This is a genomic window from Enterovibrio coralii, from assembly GCF_001559595.1.
Classification (GTDB): Bacteria; Pseudomonadota; Gammaproteobacteria; order Enterobacterales; family Vibrionaceae; genus Enterovibrio; species Enterovibrio coralii.
Genome location: NZ_LNTY01000060.1, coordinates 114,224 through 129,247, shown reverse-complemented (window position 1 = coordinate 129,247; position 15,024 = coordinate 114,224). Strand labels below are relative to the sequence as shown.

Here is a 15,024-nt window from a genome sequence, read left to right as displayed (position 1 = left end):
AGACCGAGCTTTGATATAACTGAGTTCTAACGACAACAAGTGAGTTTAACTTTTTGAACGCTAACGCTGTAAAACGACTTTTTCAATTGCTCGCTGGCACCATGATGGTGCTTTTTATTGCGGGCTGTAACTGGAAATATGACGACCGAACCGCCTTGGAAAAAATCCGAGATCGCGGCGTACTCCGCGTCGGCACACTAAACAATCAGCTTTCTTACTATATTGGTCCAAATGGCCCAACCGGCTTGGATTACGAACTTGCCACCCAATTTGCACAAAGCTTGGGTGTAAAACTGGAGATGCAACCTGCTTATACCCTGTCTGGCCTTTTCCCGGCCCTTGAGCGTAGCGACGTCGATATTATCGCAGCGAGCCTGACAATCACTGAAGATCGCCTTGAGCATTTCCGTCCAGGTCCTGCGTACTACTACGTCAGCCAGCAACTGGTCTACAAAAACGGCCACTGGCGCCCACGTAACCTCACCGAATTGAATAAAGATGGTGCTCGCGTTGCTGTGGTGGAAGACTCTAGCCATGCTCTGACACTCAACGGCATTCAACGTCAGTACCCAGACTTGGTGTGGGAGAGCGTGAAAGACACCGATGACGATGAGCTTCTTAAGCAAGTCGCTGATGGTCTTCTCGATTTCACCATCGCAGACTCGGTAGACATTGCGTTGGTGCAGCGTACGCACCCAGAAATCACGGTTGCTATGGAGTTGACTGAAGACGAGCCTGTGGCCTGGTTTATGAAAAAAGCGCAGGACGATAGCGTCTATGCACTGATGATTGAATTTTTTGGCAAGAAAGCGCAAAGCGGACAGCTTGCGGCGATGGAAGAGAAGTACTTCGGCCACGTTGACAGCTTTGATTTCGTGGACACTCGCGCCTTCCTGCGCGCTATCGACAACCGTTTGCCGAAATGGGAGCCTCTGTTTAAGAAATATACAAACGAGTTCGACTGGCGATTGTTAGCAGCTCTCTCCTATCAGGAATCACATTGGAACCCTCGCGCAGTTTCTCCTACGGGCGTTCGCGGCATGATGATGCTGACCCTGCCAACGGCGAAATCAGTCGGCGTGAAAAACCGTTTGGATCCAGAGCAAAGCATTCGTGGTGGTGCCGCCTACCTCAGCCAGATGCTTCGCCGTGTACCTGAGAGCGTAAACGAGCACGAGAAGATTTGGTTTGCACTGGCCTCCTACAACATTGGTTTTGGCCATATGATGGATGCGAGACGCCTGACGAAAGCGCAAGGCGGTAACCCAGATTCGTGGGCGGATGTAAAACAACGTTTGCCATTGCTGGCAAAACGTCAGTACTACAAGCAAACCCGTTACGGCTATGCACGCGGCTATGAAGCGTTAAGCTATGTGGAAAATATTCGTCGCTACTACCAAAGCATCGTGGGTTACGAGCAGGAAAAAGCGCAAGCGATTCAGGCTGATCTCACTGAAAACCTAGACGATCTGCAAACCATCACGGTGGAAGCCCCAACAGAAACGGGTGGTGAAGCAGTGCTGACGGAAACCGAAGCGGTAGAGACCCCAAAAGCGGACGTCGCTGAGAAAAAGGAAACTGACGCTGCCGACAAGCGCGAAAGTAACAATGGCAACTAGACTTGTCATAGTGTGTTAACACTCGCAAGTTATAACCTGTTAAGTCAGGTCTTCGAGAAGCGCAGCACTGGCTGCGCTTTTTCTTTGAAAAGGAAAATTCGATGTTTGCCAAAAAAAGAAAAGTACAGGCGAATTTCTCACGCAACTCCAGTGCGGCATCTAACCGCCGAAAGCGCATGAGAAATGTCAATTTGAAGAAAGTGCTTTGGCGTCAACGCACCTTCGCAATCCGCGAGTTTGCGATGATGGACGAGAACTTCTAATTCTCTTGGGATGAGTCGCTGCTTTGTGCAGCACGGCGGGCTTCTTTCTCCGCTTTCTTCTCTGAGCGACGGCGACGGAAGAATGCCTGTAGTTGTTCACGACATTCCGTCTCCATCACACCACCTTGATATTGAACGTGGTGGTTTACACCTTCGTAGCTCAGCAAATTCATGACGCTGCCTGCTGCGCCTGTTTTTAAGTCGGGCGCACCATACACCACCTTCCCAATTCGGCTGTGTACCATGGCGGAAGCACACATTGGGCAGGGCTCAAGTGTCACGTATAACACAGCATCCAACAGACGGTAATTCTGCAACACCTTGCCCGCTTGGCGCAGTGCCATCATTTCTGCATGTGCCGTTGCATCGTGCTGGCCAATCAGACGATTCCAACCCTCACCGACAACAATGCCGTTATGCACCACAACCGCTCCGACCGGCACTTCGCTTCCGCTTCGGCAAGGGACGCTAACTCAATGGCGCGTTGCATAAACTGCAGATCTGTCTCGTTCTGTGTCACTGGTTTTTCCTGAGCTTACTTAGACGTTGCGGAGTATATACCCAAACCCGCTCACGCAGACACTAGCTTGACCGGATTCGTGGTTTTTTCCGTCAGTTTTTCTGCCAAGTAATCCACCAGCAATTTCACTCGAAGCGGTTGTAATCGACGATGCGGGAAGAGTGCCCATATCCCCTCCTCCATGTCTTGGTAGGCGTGTAACACCTTCACTAACTCGCCAGACGCTAAAGACTCTTGCAGGTAGTAATCCGGCAACTGAATAAGACCAATCCCACGAACGGCTGCGTCTAACAAAGCGAGACCGCTGTTACAACGCAAAGTGCCTCTTACTCTGACTGAGCGTTCCTTGTCATTTTCTCTAAAGCGCCAGTAATCGTGCTGTCCAAGCAAACAGTTAAATTGCGACAATTCTGACAGTGTATGCGGCGTGCCATTGATGGCTAAATAGTCCGGCGATCCACAGACGATAAGCTTGCGGGTAGCCAAGCGTTTACACACCATGGAAGAGTCGTTTAAGCGTCCCAAACGGATGGCAAAGTCACAGCCCGAATTGATCAAATCTAACGGCACGTTGGTGAGGTCTACATCCACCTGGATCTCAGGGTGCATCTGCATGAAATCTAGGATCAACGGCATGATCATCTTTTCCCCGTACGTTACGGGGGCCGTCAGCTTGATGTGTCCGCTAGGTGTTTCACGCAGTTGGGTGACTGCACTCTCCGCTTCTTTAATGCCATCAGCCAACATTCGGCAGTGCTGGTAATAGATATCTCCCTCTTCTGTTGTCGAGACGCGTCGTGTCGTTCTAAAAAAGAGTCGCGTATTTAGCCTATCTTCAAGTATGGCGATTTGTCTGCTGACATGTGCGGTCGACGTTCCTAAACGCTGTGCCGCTTTTGTAAAGCTGGCCGTTTCTACCACGGCCAGAAACTCAGAAATGCCTTGCCAACTCGTCATTATTACACACCAGTAAAAGTCAATTGCTAGGATTATGGATTATCACTTTAAAGGAAACAAATAAACTACGACCCATAGAGCAAAGCAATTCAGTGTTGTCACACAATTGGACACACTGGGCTTTGCGATTTCTCCTACGGTTAGTTTTTAAAGGGACTGACCCAACGCGATAGAGGATAACCCCAATGGCGGAACAATTTATTAAATCTCGTGCAGCGATTGCTTGGGAAGCAGGTAAGCCACTAAGCATCGAAGAAGTTGACGTGATGTTGCCAAAAGCTGGCGAAGTGCTGGTACGAATCATTGCAACAGGTGTGTGTCACACCGATGCGTTCACGCTGTCTGGTGATGATCCTGAAGGTATCTTCCCTGCGATCCTTGGCCACGAAGGTGGCGGTATTGTTGAACAAGTGGGCGAAGGCGTCACCAGTGTTCAAGTGGGCGACCACGTTATCCCGCTTTACACACCTGAGTGTGGCGAATGTAAATTCTGTAAGTCTGGTAAAACGAACCTTTGTCAGAAAATCCGTGAAACCCAAGGTAAAGGCCTGATGCCAGACGGCACCACCCGCTTCTTTAAAGACGGTCAGCCAATTTACCACTACATGGGCTGCTCAACCTTCTCTGAGTACACTGTACTGCCTGAAATCTCATTGGCAAAAGTGAACAAAGAAGCCCGCTTGAAGAAGTGTGCCTACTGGGCTGTGGTGTGACTACAGGTATGGGTGCGGTACTAAACACCGCGAAAGTACAGAAAGGCGATACCGTTGCGGTATTCGGTTTGGGCGGTATCGGTCTGTCAGCGATCATCGGTGCTGCAATGGCAGGCGCAAGCCGCATCATTGGTGTTGATATCAATGAAAGCAAATTCGAACTGGCGAAAAAACTGGGTGCGACAGATTGTATTAACCCAAGCAAGTTCGATAAGCCAATTCAAGAAGTCATTGTTGAAATGACAGACGGCGGTGTGGATTACTCCTTCGAGTGTATCGGTAACGTGAACGTGATGCGTTCTGCACTGGAATGTTGCCACAAAGGCTGGGGTGAGTCTGTCATCATCGGTGTTGCGGGTGCAGGCCAAGAAATCTCAACACGTCCGTTCCAATTGGTAACAGGTCGCGTATGGCGTGGTTCAGCGTTTGGTGGTGTGAAAGGCCGCTCAGAGCTGCCTGAGATCGTTGAGCGCTACATGGCGGGTGAATTCGCGCTGGATGACTTCATCACTCACACCATGGGTCTTGATGGCATCAACGAAGCATTTGATCTAATGCACGAAGGCAAGAGTATTCGTTCTGTAATTCATTACGACAAGTAAGACGTAAACCGGTGCAGGCTTTCCTCGGAAAGCCTGCTTGGGAGCCCAATATGAGTCTAGAAAACAGTAGCAGCAACCGAAGCTTCGGCGGATGGCATAAACAGTACACGCACACGTCACGCACTGTTCACTGTCCGATGCGTTTTGCGATCTTTTTACCGCCGCAAGCATCTGAATCAAACAAAGTGCCTGTGCTTTATTGGCTATCGGGACTGACCTGTACAGATGAAAACTTCATGCAAAAAGCGGGGGCGCATCGTGTTGCAGCAGAACTTGGTATTGCCATTGTGGCACCGGATACCAGTCCGCGTGGTGACAGCATCCCTGATGACCCAGACGGCGCGTACGATTTTGGCGTCGGTGCGGGCTTCTATGTGAATGCAACGGAAGCACCATGGAATCGTTACTACCAAATGTACGACTACGTGGTGAAAGAGTTGCCTCAAATTGTTGAAGGCCACTTCCCTGTCAGCGATGTGAAGGCGATTTCAGGGCACAGTATGGGCGGACACGGCGCATTGACCATCGCACTGAAAAACACCGATGCTTACAGCTCAGTGTCAGCCTTCAGTCCGATTGTGAATCCAGCCGTTGTACCTTGGGGTGAAAAAGCGTTCTCGAATTATCTAGGTGAAGACAGAAGCACTTGGCTTGAGTATGACGCCTGTGCGCTGATCAAAACGGCAGATACACACCTTCCTATGCTGGTCGACCAAGGCGATGCCGACCAATTCCTCCACGAGCAATTGAAACCGGACAATCTGGTCGCTGCGGCTGAAGACGCTGGCTACCCGCTAGAGCTTCGCATGCAAGAAGGCTATGATCACAGTTATTACTTCATCTCTAGCTTTATCGAAGATCACATTCGTTTCCATGCAGAGCACTTGAAGAAGTAACACCTTTCTTCTTTTCTCATGGAAAACACGCACAAAAAAACCCGGCAACGCCGGGTTTTTCATTTCATCATCTTCGCTGGAATTAGAAGCCCAATGGGATGTTGAACGTAAAGAAGGCAATCAACAGACCCGTCCATACCGTCAAGAACGTGACTGAGTACGGTACCATCATCGCAATCACGTCACCGAACGTCAGTTCAGGTTTGTACTTACGCATGAATGCCAGAATAACACCCGCGTAAGTCATCATTGGTGTGATGATGTTGGTTGATGAGTCCGCCACACGGAACGCTGCAGATACGATGTCTGGCGTCATGTTCGGGTTCACTTGGTACAGCATTGGGATGAAGATTGGACCCAGTAGCATCCACTTCGACGTCAAGCCACCCACGAACAGGTTGATGATCGCCGTGGTGATGATAAAGCCGATGATCAGCAGGATTGGGAAGTTTTCCAGACCCAGTGCTGACAACGAGGTCGCACCCAAGTAAGTGATGTACACGCCCAAGCCTGAGTAAGCCAGTACCGCCAGGAAGTTGTGGCTGAAGAAAGTCAGAACCAGAACGTAACCGAAAGTGTTCATCTGCTTAACCATGGCATTAACCACGTCTTGCAGTGACTTGAACTTGCCAGTGCTGTAACCAAAACAGATACCGGTAACCGCAAACACCATCGCAATAAGCAGGATAACGTTATTCATGTAAGGCGTTACGGTACGACCAGCTTCGTTGGTGTAAGGTGCCAGTGGCCCCATCGCCAGCGCAACAATCGCAGCCAGTGACGCAATCAGACCCAAACCTGCTGCACGCAGACCTTTTTGCTCTTCAGAGCTTACTGCAAAGTCTTTCTGCTCCAGATCTTCTGGAATCACGTAAGACATGTTTTCCAGACGTGGCGCAACGAAACGCTTGGTTACCCATGCACCCAGAATGGCCAGCATGAAAGTAGACACTGCGATGAAGAAGTAGTGCATGGTAGCTGGGTTCAGCTCAACGCCGTCAGCCGTGGTGAACGGAACGCCTTGCGCTTCAGCAAATACACGTGCGTTCAAGCCAACGATAACGTCGATTGGTGTTGCAGGGATCAAGTTTGCGCTGAAGCCTGCTGATACACCGGCAAATGCTGCTGCCATACCAATCAGTGGGTTTTTACCTACGCCTGCGTAAAGCATTCCCGCCAGAGGAACCAGTACCAAGTAACCTGCATCAGTCGCGATTGAGCTCATGATACCCAGGAAAACCAGCAGCATTGGCAGCCATTTTTCATTCAGCTTCAGACCAACACGCTTGATCACTGCACCCAGAAGACCTGAGTTTTCTGCGATACCCACACCCAGCATAACAACCAGGATAACACCCAGAACACCGTGACCGAATTTCAGCCAGTTTTCCAGAATCGCATTGTCGAACATCCAGCGAACGTTTTCCGTTGCCAGCATGCTCTTAACGGTGTGACTAACAGGCTGACCATCTGCGCCTGTCGTTTGGAATTCCATACCACCGATCAGACCCGTTAGAGCCAAAGAGCCCACAAAAAGGAACATAAAAATGATAACGGGATCGGGGATTTTCTTGCCTACACGTTCAATGAACGCAATCGCGCCGCTCTGCTGGGGCGCTCCTTGTGAAACTTGACTCATTTCGTACCACCTATTCGATGAGTGTTTCCGAAATCGCTACAGATTGTTACTGCCTGCGTCTTTTCGGGTGTATCCGTAATTTTTCGACTCGAAATTAGCAAATGATCAATCCAGTGTAAAACACCAAAAAATCACACCTAACAGCATTAAATATCAAGTCGGCCATATGAAATTAGTGGATCATTCACAAATGATGGGGTTTTCAGCGTTATATACGAGTGATTACAAATAAAGAAGATGATAAAACTTAGTAATATTTTTTTGACGATATTTTGTTGTATATAATTTCGTTTTAATAGTGTTATGAATATGTAGCACGCAAAATCCACCTCTCTGGACAAGAGGTATAAAAAAGCCCTGCACATGGCAGGGCTCGAGAATAATCCGCGGTGAGATTACAGCGCGTAAGTGTAAGGTGCTTGGATACCCAGAGGGATGCCCAATGCCCAGTACGCCAGCAGGAACAAGCTCCAGCCAATCAGCATTGCAATCGAGTACGGCATCATCATAGACGCCAGTGTACCGATACCTGTGCTCTTCACGTAACGTTGACAGTAAACAACCACCAGCGGGAAGAACACCATCAGAGGTGAAATGATGTTAGAAACAGAGTCACCTACACGGTAAGCCGCTTGAGACAGTTCTGGAGAAATACCCAGTGCCATCAGCATTGGTACCAGGATTGGACCAATCAGTGCCCACTTCGCAGATGCAGAACCGATTAGCAGGTTCACACACGCTGTCAGCAGAATCATACCGATGATGGTCAGCTGACTGGCATGTTCAGTGCTTTCAGGAATGCCGCACCTTCCAGTGCCAACAGAGTACCGATGTTCGACTGGCTGAATGCAACCAGGAACTGCGCACAGAAGAATGACATCACCAAGTAGCTACCCATGGTAGACATGGTGGTGCTCATCGCTTTGATGATATCGCTTTGGTTTGCAAACGTACCCGCTACGCGGCCGTATACCACACCTGGAATCACGAACAGGATGAAAATCAGTGGAACGATAGACTTCATCAGCGGTGCTGAGAATGCAGTCAGTTCACCTTCAGGAGAACGAAGAGCAGACGACTCAGGGATCAGTGCTACAACCAACAGCGCGATACCTGCCAGCATTGCCAGACCTGCGCGGTTGAACGCTTTACTTTCGATTGCTGTGAAGCTACCCAAATCTGGTGCTTTTTCTGCATCATCATCGATTGGCATTTTGCTCAAACGAGGCTCGATGATTTTCTCAGTCACGTACCAGCCGATACCTACGATCAGGAATGAAGACAGACCGGTGAAGTACAGGTTCGCCAGTGGGTTAACCACGTAGTCTTTATCCAGAACGTTCGCTGCTGATTGGGTGAAGCCCGCCAGCAGTGGATCGATACCCGCAGGGATGAAGTTTGCAGAGAAACCACCTGATACACCCGCGAACGCAGCCGCGATACCTACCAGAGGGTGACGGCCCGCTGCGTGGAAGATGATACCACCCAGTGGAATAACCAGTACGTAGCCCGCATCAGCCGCAGTGTGAGAAACGATAGCGACCAGAATCAGTGCTGGTGTCAGCAGTTTCTTCGGCGTTACGTTCAGCATCTTCTTCAGACCTGTCGTGATGAAGCCTGATGCATCTGCAACACCTACACCCAGCATTGCAACCAGAACGATACCCATTGGTGCGAAGCTAGTGAAGGTGGTTACCATGTTAGCGAGGAAGTTGCTAGCGCGGTACCCGTAAGAAGGTTATTGATTTCAACGGCCTGACCTGTAACAGGGTGAACCAAGCCGAAGTCGACTTGAGAAAGAACGGCGGACAGAACCCAAACAATCAATAAACCGTAAAAGAACAGTAGCGCTGGATCAGGGATTTTGTTCCCTGCTCTCTCAATCCCATTGAGAAACTTATCCATCGCGCTTTTTGACGCCTCTGGAACGTTATCCATAGCATGGTTACTCATATAAAAGCTCCATGGTTAAAAGGTGTGTTTGCATCGTTTATGACGTTTTCTGAATAAAAGTCACAACGACGTAATAATTATTCAGCAGAACAAAATACACGGATTTAATTTATTTGGTAGTGACAAATAACAATTAAAACCCTACCAGCAGCGCAAAAATTCAAAACGAGCACACAATTTAAACATGGATAAAACATGGTTATTTCACCGACATAACATGAAGCACATTCTTGTTACGCCTCAAGTGTCCGAACAGTATTTGCGATGAAGACATGACAGAGCGTCACGCTATTGAGAGAGGATGTTAATTGGACGCAGAAACGAAAAAAGGCACGCTAAGCGTGCCTTTTAAATTCAATCAGTTAGGGATTATTCCCACTCGATAGTCGCTGGTGGTTTACCAGAGATATCGTAAACCACACGGCTGATGCCGTTTACTTCGTTGATGATGCGGTTTGATACGCGACCCAAGAAGTCGTATGGCAGGTGTGCCCAGTGTGCGGTCATGAAGTCGATGGTTTCTACTGCACGCAGTGAAACAACCCAGTCGTACTTACGGCCGTCGCCCATTACGCCTACAGAGCGTACTGGCAGGAACACGGTGAACGCTTGAGATACTTTGTTGTACAGGTCCGCTTTATGCAGTTCTTCAATGAAGATAGCATCTGCGCGACGCAGAAGGTCACAGTACTCTTTCTTGATTTCACCAAGAACGCGTACGCCCAGACCAGGACCTGGGAATGGATGACGGTACAGCATGTTGTACGGCAGACCCAGTTCCAGACCAATCTTACGCACTTCGTCTTTGAACAGCTCTTTCAGCGGCTCAACCAGACCCATAGCCATTTCTTCTGGCAGGCCACCTACGTTGTGGTGAGATTTGATAACGTGTGCTTTACCTGTCTTAGACGCAGCAGATTCGATAACGTCTGGGTAAATAGTGCCTTGCGCCAGCCACTTCGCGTTAGACAGTTTCTTCGATTCTTCGTCGAATACGTCTACGAATACGTGACCGATTTTCTTACGCTTAGCTTCTGGATCAGAAATACCTTCCAGTGCTGACAGGAAACGCTCTTCCGCTTTAACGTGAACAATGTTCAGACCAAATTTGTCGCCGAACATTTCCATCACTTGCTCGCCTTCGTTCAGACGAAGCAGACCGTTGTCTACGAATACACACGTCAGCTTGTCACCGATTGCACGGTGGATCAGCATAGCAACAACAGATGAATCTACGCCGCCCGACAAGCCAAGGATAACTTCGTCATCACCCACTTGTTCTTTAATACGAGCAACTGCGTCTTCGATAATTGACTCAGCAGTCCATAGACGCTCACAACCACATACATTCAGTACGAAGTTTTCAAGCATTTTCAGGCCATTTTTGGTGTGCGTTACTTCTGGGTGGAACTGCACGCCGTAGTATTTCTTCTCTTCGTTTGCCATCGCAGCATAAGGACAGGTGTCTGTCTGTGCGATTTTCACGAAATCAGATGGGATCTCGACAACTTTGTCGCCGTGGCTCATCCAAACATCTTGAGTTGCTTCAAGACCAGCAAACAGAGCAGAATCACCTGTCACTTGTACTGCTGCATAACCAAATTCGCGCTCGTCAGAACCCGCTACTTTACCGCCAAGTTGCTCTGCCATGGTTTGCATGCCGTAACATACACCAAATACTGGCACGCCAGAGTCGAATACATATTGAGGAGCACGTGGAGAGTTTGCTTCTGTCACGCTCTCTGGGCCACCAGACAGGATGATGCCGTCTGGATTGAATTCACGAATGTCCGCTTCATCTACATCCCAGCTCCATAGCTCACAGTACACACCGATTTCACGAACGCGGCGTGCTACTAGTTGAGTGTATTGAGAACCGAAATCCAAAATTAGAATGCGTTGATCATGGATGTCTTTAGTCATTTTGAGCAGTCTTATCGTTAACGCCAGCTAAGCTTTATCGCTTGAGAAAACCCATACTGTACGGGTTCTCTTATCTATGCTGTGATTGTGGGTTTTGAAAACGAGGCGAGTTTACTCGCCTCTTATCAGTGCTTCAAGAAAAAAGCAAACGTTTACGTCTGGGGGATTCTCTAGGAGAAATTAGCCGCGACGGTAGTTTGGTGCTTCTTTGGTGATCTGTACGTCATGCACGTGAGATTCCGCCATGCCCGCACCTGAAATCACAACGAATTCCGCTTTAGTGCGCATCGCTTCAATCGTTGCTGAACCAGTCAGACCCATGCTTGAGCGCAGACCGCCCATTTGCTGGTGAACGATTTCTTTCAGGTGACCTTTGTACGCAATGCGACCTTCGATACCTTCTGGTACCAACTTGTCTGCCGCATTGTCTGATTGGAAGTAGCGGTCTGAAGAACCTTGAGACATTGCGCCCAATGAGCCCATGCCACGGTAAGACTTGTAAGAACGGCCGTTATACAGGATAACTTCACCCGGTGCTTCTTCCGTACCTGCGAACATTGAACCAACCATGACACATGATGCGCCGGCTGCAATCGCTTTACAGATATCACCAGAGAAACGGATACCGCCGTCAGCGATAACTGGAATGCCGTACTCGTTTGCCACTTCTACTGCATCCGCAATCGCTGTGATTTGAGGAACACCTACACCAGTAACAATGCGCGTTGTACAGATTGAACCGGGGCCGATACCCACTTTAACTGCACTCACACCCGCTTCAATCAGTGCTTTTGCACCAGCACCTGTTGCAACGTTACCACCGATGATGTCGAGATCAGGGTACGCTTCGCGTGTTTCGCGAATGCGGTTTAGAACACCTTCAGAGTGACCGTGTGAAGAGTCGATAAGAAGAACGTCAACACCCGCTTCAACCAGCGCTTTTACGCGCTCTTCGTTACCTGCGCCTGCACCGACTGCCGCACCTACACGCAGACGACCTTGCTCATCTTTACATGCGTTTGGTTTGGTTTCTGCTTTGTGGAAGTCTTTTGCAGTGATCATACCGGTCAGTTGGAAATCATCATTCACAACCAGTACTTTCTCAACGCGCGCTTGGTGCATCTTCTCTTGCACTTCTTCGCGGCATGCACCTTCTTTCACACAGGCCAGACGCTCTTTCGGCGTCATCACCGCAGAAACTTTCTTAGACAGGTCAATCACAAAGCGAACGTCACGGCCAGTAATGATACCCACCAGCTCGTTGCTTTCAGTGACAACAGGGAAACCAGCAAAACCATGCTTTTTAGTCAGCTCAACCACATCAGCGATAGTCGCATCTGGGTGAACGGTGACTGGGTGTGTCACAACGCCTGCTTCGAAGATCTTCACTTGGTGAACCATCTCAGCTTGCTGTTCGATTGACATGTTTTTGTGGATGAAACCAATGCCGCCTTCCTGCGCCAGTGCGATAGCCAAACGGGCTTCAGTCACTGTGTCCATCGACGCAGAAATCATTGGGATATTTAGGGAGATATTTTTTGTAAGTTGTGTACGCAAGTCAGCAGTGTTCGGGAGAACGGTAGAGTGTGCTGGAACTAGCAGTACATCATCGAAAGTCAGGCTTCTTTAGCTATTCTTAACATTGCAATATCTCACGCCAAAATAAAATACGGGGGTTCAAAATATTGCCGCCGCATTATACTGACGACGCAAACGTTTGGCTACAGATTTTTACGAAAACGTTTGGCTTAAATTTTTTCGCCCTTTACCATTGATTCATCATCTTGAAATTCAAGGTTTATCTCACATGACCATTCCCAACGAAAACATCTACACCGTCTCCAGACTGAACGCAGAGGTACGCCTTTTGCTAGAAAACGAAATGGGGATCGTTTGGCTAGTTGGTGAAATTTCAAACCTCACCGTGCCCGTGTCTGGTCATTGGTACTTCACCTTGAAAGACAGACAAGCTCAGGTTAAATGCGCGATGTTTCGGGGAAATAACCGTCGTGTGACATTTAAACCTGCCAACGGCAATCAGGTGCTGGTGAGAGCCAGACTGTCATTGTATGAGCCAAGAGGTGATTACCAGATCATTGTTGAAAGCATGCAGCCAGAAGGTGATGGCATGCTTCAACAGCAGTTCGAAAAACTAAAAATGCAGCTTTCTGCAGAAGGTCTATTTGCAAGTGCACTGAAAAAACCGCTGCCTGAACAACCCAAGCGTGTTGGTATTATTACCTCCAGCACGGGTGCTGCCCTTCACGACATTCTCCATGTTTTAAAACGTCGAGACCCAAGCCTGCCTATCGTTATCTACCCTACCCAAGTACAAGGGAAAGATGCCGCCATTCAGATTGCACAAGCCATTGGCCGCGCCAATAGTCGTGATGAGTGTGATGTGCTGATCGTAGGTCGTGGTGGTGGCTCACTGGAAGACTTGTGGTGTTTTAACGAAGAAATCGTCGCACGCACCATTGCTGCCAGTTCGATTCCTATCGTCAGTGCGGTGGGTCATGAAGTCGATGTCACTATCGCAGACTTTGTGGCTGACGTTCGCGCGCCTACACCTTCTGCAGCTGCGGAGCTGGTGAGCAGAGATACCTCTTTACGTTCGCAACAGCTTCTTCAACGCACAGACAAACTCGCGCACCGTTTCGAGTCACAGTTGTCCTTCTACCGTGACAAGCTGACACGCTTGCATCACCGTTTGACGCTTCAACACCCGCAAGCGCGCCTGCAGCAGCAAGCTCAACAGTTTGATGATTTGGAATATCGACTCAATCTCGCGATGCGCACCAACTTGCAACGTGAAGCGCAGCGCATTGACCGATTGAGCCAGAGATTAGAACGTTATTCGCCGATTTCACGCATTCGCAGCGACAAGGTTCAGCTTGCCTATACGCAGGAAAAGTTGATTGAAACCATGAAGCGACAACTTCGCCAACAGCAGCATACGCTGGCATTGCAGATGGAAACACTGGATGCCGTCAGCCCGCTTGCTACCCTTGCACGCGGCTACTCGATTACGCGTGATGACAAAGGGGCAGTGATCAGACGCGCTGATGACATTAAAGAAGGCGATCTGATCACCACGACGCTCGCAGACGGAGAGATCCGATCCCGCGCCCTCTAAACCAAGGCAAATTCAAGAAAAACGGTGTCTTTACGACACCGCTTTTTGTTCCGCAAAAACAATTCTCGCCCCTGAGCGAGATTTCAGCTCATTGCAGGTATGACAAAAGTAACTCGTTGAGCCACACGCCTGTAGACGCTCTAGCTGCGCGTCACACACCTTACAAAACCCTTGTTTAATAAACGTTTTATTACAAGCATTGCAAACATAGCTACCGCTATTCCACGCCAATTCACCCTGGCAATCAGGCAGATGTTTTCCATTTTCGCACTCCAAGCAAACGCAGATCGCAAGATTCTCGACCAGTAATGATCATCGATCTTTTGTTGGCTATTCTAATGGCAATCCCGTTAAAAAATGAACAGCCTCTTGCTGGATCCTATAAAGATCGTCAGATCGCAGCTTTATAGGGATCCGATCAGCGATCTACCCCTAAAAGAATATTTATCAATACAACTCCCGAAAGCATAAGTTACATGTTCTGCATTTGGATTTTTAACGATATTAAATATCACTAAATGGCTATTAATACCAACTTTACGATATTTTATGAATAATGGGTGCAATCTTAGCCGCGCAATAAATGTTCTTCGTCGCCTAGAACGATATTTTCGCCTAAACCACTCAATTTATGTGATCAGGATCAACATAAGTATGTAACTTGAAACTCTGATCTGTCATCAATACGTGCAGATCAGTACGGTTTAAGGCGTTGATCCGGAGGAATTTCAATCAATAAAGGAAGCTTAAAGACGGAAGAATGAGGTTTTGGCTAAATTACATGAGGTGAATGTCGATTTGTC

General features: G+C 48.7%; 8 protein-coding genes and 4 pseudogenes. 5 read left to right on the top strand and 7 right to left on the bottom strand.

Annotated features, from left to right (window positions below):
- The first annotated feature begins 53 nt into the window (after positions 1–53).
- Positions 54–1,619: a membrane-bound lytic murein transglycosylase MltF gene (gene mltF, locus ATN88_RS24200; protein WP_083539572.1), complete on the top strand. Its 1,566-nt coding sequence runs from the start codon at positions 54–56 to the stop codon at positions 1,617–1,619.
- Positions 1,620–1,720: 101 nt separating this feature from the next.
- Positions 1,721–1,882, top strand: a complete 162-nt coding sequence (locus tag ATN88_RS26275) for a hypothetical protein (RefSeq protein ID WP_198158454.1) — start codon at positions 1,721–1,723, stop codon at positions 1,880–1,882.
- Here ATN88_RS26275 and tadA read toward each other — a convergent pair.
- Positions 1,879–2,372, bottom strand: a pseudogene (gene tadA, locus ATN88_RS24195) (tRNA adenosine(34) deaminase TadA). The gene ATN88_RS26275 and the pseudogene tadA sit on opposite strands and share 4 nt — an antisense overlap.
- Positions 2,373–2,453: 81 nt before the next feature.
- Complete coding sequence (locus ATN88_RS24190) at positions 2,454–3,359, bottom strand: LysR family transcriptional regulator (RefSeq protein ID WP_067420032.1); 906 nt, start codon at positions 3,357–3,359, stop codon at positions 2,454–2,456.
- Positions 3,360–3,544: 185 nt separating this feature from the next.
- On the opposite strand from ATN88_RS24190, the pseudogene ATN88_RS24185 reads away from it, so the two are divergent.
- Positions 3,545–4,674 (top strand): annotated as a pseudogene (locus tag ATN88_RS24185) (S-(hydroxymethyl)glutathione dehydrogenase/class III alcohol dehydrogenase).
- 50 nt (positions 4,675–4,724) lie between these two features.
- Positions 4,725–5,570 carry an S-formylglutathione hydrolase gene (fghA, locus tag ATN88_RS24180; protein ID WP_067420031.1) on the top strand — a complete coding sequence of 282 codons (846 nt, stop codon included), beginning with the start codon at positions 4,725–4,727 and terminating at the stop codon, positions 5,568–5,570.
- 82 nt (positions 5,571–5,652) lie between these two features.
- Here the strand turns inward: fghA and ATN88_RS24175 are convergent, their stop codons facing one another.
- The 4 genes and pseudogenes from ATN88_RS24175 to guaB all read right to left on the bottom strand — a co-directional run bounded on the left by ATN88_RS24175 (position 5,653) and on the right by guaB (position 12,728).
- On the bottom strand, positions 5,653–7,209 hold the full coding sequence (locus ATN88_RS24175; protein WP_067420030.1) for an AbgT family transporter: 1,557 nt from the start codon (positions 7,207–7,209) through the stop codon (positions 5,653–5,655).
- 395 nt (positions 7,210–7,604) lie between these two features.
- Positions 7,605–9,162 (bottom strand): annotated as a pseudogene (locus tag ATN88_RS24170) (AbgT family transporter).
- 369 nt (positions 9,163–9,531) lie between these two features.
- Positions 9,532–11,085, bottom strand: a complete 1,554-nt coding sequence (guaA, locus tag ATN88_RS24165) for a glutamine-hydrolyzing GMP synthase (RefSeq protein ID WP_067420029.1) — start codon at positions 11,083–11,085, stop codon at positions 9,532–9,534.
- 180 nt (positions 11,086–11,265) lie between these two features.
- A pseudogene (gene guaB, locus ATN88_RS24160) lies at positions 11,266–12,728 on the bottom strand (IMP dehydrogenase).
- A gap of 164 nt (positions 12,729–12,892) precedes the next feature.
- On the opposite strand from guaB, the gene xseA reads away from it, so the two are divergent.
- Complete coding sequence (gene xseA / locus ATN88_RS24155; protein ID WP_067420095.1) at positions 12,893–14,221, top strand: exodeoxyribonuclease VII large subunit; 1,329 nt, start codon at positions 12,893–12,895, stop codon at positions 14,219–14,221.
- 30 nt (positions 14,222–14,251) lie between these two features.
- Here xseA and ATN88_RS25720 read toward each other — a convergent pair whose 3' ends face one another.
- Positions 14,252–14,497, bottom strand: coding sequence for a zinc ribbon domain-containing protein (locus tag ATN88_RS25720; RefSeq protein WP_083539571.1), 246 nt, complete (start codon positions 14,495–14,497; stop codon positions 14,252–14,254).
- Positions 14,498–15,024 lie beyond the last annotated feature (527 nt).

Excerpts from the sequence above, each read along its gene's own strand:
- ATN88_RS24190 (WP_067420032.1), bottom strand. The coding sequence starts at position 3,359 with ATGACGAGTTGGCAAGGCATTTCTGAGTTTCTGGCCGTGGTAGAAACG.
- ATN88_RS26275 (WP_198158454.1), top strand. The coding sequence starts at position 1,721 with ATGTTTGCCAAAAAAAGAAAAGTACAGGCGAATTTCTCACGCAACTCC.
- fghA (WP_067420031.1), top strand. The coding sequence starts at position 4,725 with ATGAGTCTAGAAAACAGTAGCAGCAACCGAAGCTTCGGCGGATGGCAT.
- guaA (WP_067420029.1), bottom strand. The coding sequence starts at position 11,085 with ATGACTAAAGACATCCATGATCAACGCATTCTAATTTTGGATTTCGGT.
- xseA (WP_067420095.1), top strand. The coding sequence starts at position 12,893 with ATGACCATTCCCAACGAAAACATCTACACCGTCTCCAGACTGAACGCA.
- ATN88_RS24175 (WP_067420030.1), bottom strand. The coding sequence starts at position 7,209 with ATGAGTCAAGTTTCACAAGGAGCGCCCCAGCAGAGCGGCGCGATTGCG.